This window comes from Streptomyces sp. NRRL WC-3549 (assembly GCF_000721935.1).
Lineage (GTDB): Bacteria > Actinomycetota > Actinomycetes > Streptomycetales > Streptomycetaceae > Streptomyces.
In genome coordinates this window covers 209294-213232 of record NZ_KL585394.1, presented here as the reverse complement: position 1 = coordinate 213232, position 3939 = coordinate 209294, and the positions used below count along the sequence as shown (strand labels likewise).

The 3939-nt window shown below is 74.7% G+C and carries 3 protein-coding genes; all 3 read left to right on the top strand.

The features are described 5' to 3' along the window. Window positions 1-237 precede the first annotated feature (237 nt). The 3 genes from IH13_RS0111695 to hutH all read left to right on the top strand — a co-directional run bounded on the left by IH13_RS0111695 (window position 238) and on the right by hutH (window position 3919). Entirely contained in the window at window positions 238-1050 is an 813-nt protein-coding gene (locus tag IH13_RS0111695; RefSeq protein WP_031083581.1) for an enoyl-CoA hydratase/isomerase family protein, read from the top strand. Between the two features lie 79 nt (window positions 1051-1129). Next, the gene (locus tag IH13_RS0111690) at window positions 1130-2302 is read left to right on the top strand and encodes a GGDEF domain-containing protein (protein WP_031083579.1); all 1173 of its coding nucleotides are present in this window, start codon (window positions 1130-1132) and stop codon (window positions 2300-2302) included. Window positions 2303-2368: 66 nt separating this feature from the next. Further along, the gene (hutH, locus tag IH13_RS0111685) at window positions 2369-3919 is read left to right on the top strand and encodes a histidine ammonia-lyase (protein ID WP_082317571.1); all 1551 of its coding nucleotides are present in this window, start codon (window positions 2369-2371) and stop codon (window positions 3917-3919) included. Window positions 3920-3939: the final 20 nt, after the last annotated feature.

Sequence of the window (3939 nt, the reverse complement as noted above, 5' to 3'; positions counted from 1 at the left end):
AGAGATGTGTATAAGAGACAGGCTGACAGGGGTGCGGGTGCGGGGGTACCGGGTGCGCCTGCGGCGGGCTTGCCCCCGCCCCTTCCCGAAACAGAGGGCTCGGCCCCGGACCCCCGGATGTCCTCAAGCGCCGGAGGGGCTGGTTGTGGGGCCCCGGCCCCCGGTGCCGCTCCCCGCAGGTCCGCACGGTCACGGCACTAGGATCCGGTAACGCTCGTTAACCGGAGGGGATCAGTCATGACCGTCATGTCGGAGCAGCGGTTCGGGGAGTTCGTCGTCGTACGGCGGCACGAGGGCCAGGAGCACGTCGCGGAGCTGGTCCTCGACCGGCCGAAGGCCATGAACGCCGTGTCGAGCGAGATGGCGCGGTCGATCGGGGCCGCCTGTGACGCGCTCGCCGCGGACCGGGGGGTGCGCGCCACGGTGCTCACCTCCACCCATGAGCGCGCCTTCTGCGTGGGCGCGGACCTCAAGGAGCGGAACTCCTTCAGCGACGCCGAGCTGGTGCGGCAGCGGCCCACCGCCCGGGCCGCGTACACCGGGGTGCTGGAGCTGCCCATGCCGGTCGTCGCGGCCGTGCACGGCTTCGCCCTCGGCGGCGGCTTCGAGCTGGCGCTGGCCTGCGACGTGATCGTGGCCGACCGTACGGCCGTCGTCGGGCTGCCCGAGGTGTCCGTCGGGGTCATCCCGGGCGGCGGCGGTACGCAGCTGCTGCCGCGCCGGGTCGGCGCGGCGCGCGCCGCCGAGCTGGTCTTCAGCGCCCGGCGGGTCGAGGCGGCCGAGGCACACGCCCTGGGCCTGGTCGACGAGCTGGTCGAGGCGGGCCGGGACCGGGAGGAGGCGCTGGCGCTGGGCTCCAGGATCGCGGCCAACTCGCCGGTGGGCCTGAGGGCCGCGAAGCGGGCGCTCCGGCTGGGGCAGGGGCTCGACCTGCGGGCCGGGCTGGAGGTGGAGGACGCCGCCTGGCGCTCGGTGGCCTTCTCCGGGGACCGGGCCGAGGGCGTGGCCGCGTTCAACGAGAAGCGGAAGCCGGACTGGCCCGGCGAGTGACCCGGACGGGCGGTACGCGGTGAAGACCGTCCGCGTCGCCGACTGATCGAACAGGTGTAAACCTCCCTAAGCTGGAGCGATGGGCGGTGATGATGTGCGGCTGCGCGCCGTGGTGTCGCTGGCGCAGGCCATGGCGGCGGCCTACACGCCGCGGGAGGCGTGGCGGGCGGCGGCGCTCGGGGCGTGCGAGGCGCTGGGCGGCAGCTTCGCCGCCCTCTCCGTGTGGGAGCGCGACCGGGGCAGGCTGCGGGTGCTGGTCAACGCGGGGGAGCGGGCCGCCGGGGAGGAGGAGTTCCCCGACGAGGAGGCCTACCCCGTGCACCAGTTCCCGGAGATCACGGAATTCCTGCACGAGCGGTGGGCCGGCGGCGGTGAGCCGGACGCCTGGGTGGAGACCGTCGACGGCGCCCGTGCGGTCGGCGCCCCCGCCCGGGGCGCCCGGCCGTACTGCCACCAGCGGGTCGCCGCGCTGCGCCGGCGCGGCCGGGGGTGCTGTGTGGTGGCGCCGATCGTGCTGCACGGGCGGGCGTGGGGTGAGCTGTACGTCGCCCGTCCGGCCGGTGCGGCGGTCTTCGGCCGGGACGACGCGGACTTCGCGACGGTGCTGGCCGCGGTCGTGGCCGCCGGGATCGTCCAGACCGAGCGGTTGGAGGAGGTCCGCAAACTGGCCTTCACCGACCCGCTGACGGGCCTCGCCAACCGCCGGGCCGTCGACATCCGGCTCGACGAGGCGCTGGACCGGCATCGGATCGAGGACGCGGTGGTCAGCCTGGTCGTCTGCGACGTCAACGGCCTCAAGACGGTGAACGACACCCACGGCCACGCCGTCGGCGACCGTCTGCTGGAACGTTTCGGCTCGGTGCTCTCCCTCTGCGGGGCGATGCTGCCGGGCGCTCTGGCGGCGCGGCTGGGCGGGGACGAGTTCTGCCTGCTGGCGGTGGGTCCCGCCGCCGACGAGGTGGTCCGGGTGGCCGAGGAGCTCTGCGCGCGGGCCGTCGGGCTGGAGCTCGGTGACGGAGTGGCCTGCGGGGTCGCCTCGACCGGTGACGACATCGGCCCGGTGCGCTCCGCGCGCCGTCTCTTCCGGCTGGCCGACGCGGCGCAGTACCAGGCGAAGGCGGCCCACTCCAGGAACCCGGTGGTGGCCGGCCGGGACGGCGAGGTGATCCGGCTCGCCGACTCCCCGCCCAGGTCGCCGCACGACCGGCGCAGGCTGCGGGGCAACCCGCCGCCGGACGAGCACCGGCCGTGACGGCGTAAGGGGTCAACCGCACGACCACTGATGACATGACGGCTTTCAGTCCGTACGCTTCTGAATATGGATATGCACACTGTCGTGGTGGGGACGTCCGGAACCACCGCCGAGGACGTCGTCGCCGTGGCCCGCGAGGGCGCCCGCGTCGAGCTCTCCGCGGCCGCCGTGGAAGCGCTCGCCGCCGCCCGCGAGATCGTCGACGCCCTCGCCGCCGAGCCCGAACCGGTCTACGGCGTCTCCACCGGCTTCGGCGCCCTCGCCAGCCGGCACATCAGCCCCGGACTGCGGGCGCAGCTCCAGCGCAACATCGTCCGCTCGCACGCCGCGGGCATGGGCCCCCGCGTCGAGCGCGAGGTGGTGCGGGCGCTGATGTTCCTGCGGCTGAAGACCGTCGCCTCCGGCTACACCGGCGTACGCCCCGAGGTCGCGCAGACCATGGCCGACGTGCTCAACGCGGGCATCACCCCCGTCGTCCACGAGTACGGTTCGCTCGGCTGCTCCGGGGACCTCGCCCCGCTCTCGCACTGCGCGCTGACGCTGATGGGCGAGGGCGACGCGGAGGGTCCCGACGGGGTCGTACGCCCCGCCGCCGAACTGCTCGCCGCGCACGCGATCGCCCCCGTCGAGCTGGCCGAGAAGGAGGGGCTCGCCCTCCTCAACGGCACGGACGGCATGCTCGGCATGCTGGTGCTGGCCCTCGCGGACCTGAAGAACCTCTACACCAGCGCCGACATCACGGCCGCGCTCAGCCTGGAGGCCCTCCTCGGTACGGAGAAGGTCCTCGCCCCCGAACTGCACGCCATCCGCCCCCACCCCGGGCAGGGCGCCTCCGCCGGGAACATGCTGCGGGTCCTGGCCGGCTCCGGCCTCACCGGCCACCACCAGGACGACGCCCCCCGGGTCCAGGACGCCTACTCCGTACGCTGCGCGCCCCAGGTCAACGGGGCCGGGCGGGACACCCTGACGCACGGGCGGCTCGTCGCCGACCGCGAGCTGGCCGCCGCCGTCGACAACCCGGTGGTGCTCCGGGACGGCCGGGTGGAGTCCAACGGCAACTTCCACGGTGCGCCCGTCGCGTACGTCCTCGACTTCCTGGCGATCGTCGCCGCCGACCTCGGCTCGATCTGCGAACGCCGCACGGACCGGCTGTTGGACAGGAACCGGTCGCACGGGCTGCCGCCGTTCCTCGCCGACGACGCCGGGGTGGACTCGGGGCTGATGATCGCCCAGTACACACAGGCCGCCCTGGTCAGCGAGTTGAAGCGGCTCGCCGTCCCGGCGTCCGTCGACTCCATCCCGTCCTCCGCCATGCAGGAGGACCACGTCTCCATGGGCTGGTCGGCCGCGCGGAAGCTGCGCACGGCCGTGGGGAACCTGCGCCGGATCGTGGCCGTCGAGCTGTACGCGGCCACCCGCGCCGTCGAACTGCGCGTCGCGGACGGCATGACACCGGCGCCCGCCTCGCTGGCCGCCGTCGAGGCGCTGCGGGCCGTCGGCGTCCAGGGCCCGGGCCCCGACCGCCACCTCTCCCCGGACCTCGCCGCCGCAGACGCCTTCGTGGCACGGGGCGGACTCGTCCGGGCCGTGGAAGCGGTGACGGGGCCGCTGGCCTGACCACCGCGGCCCGCGGCGGG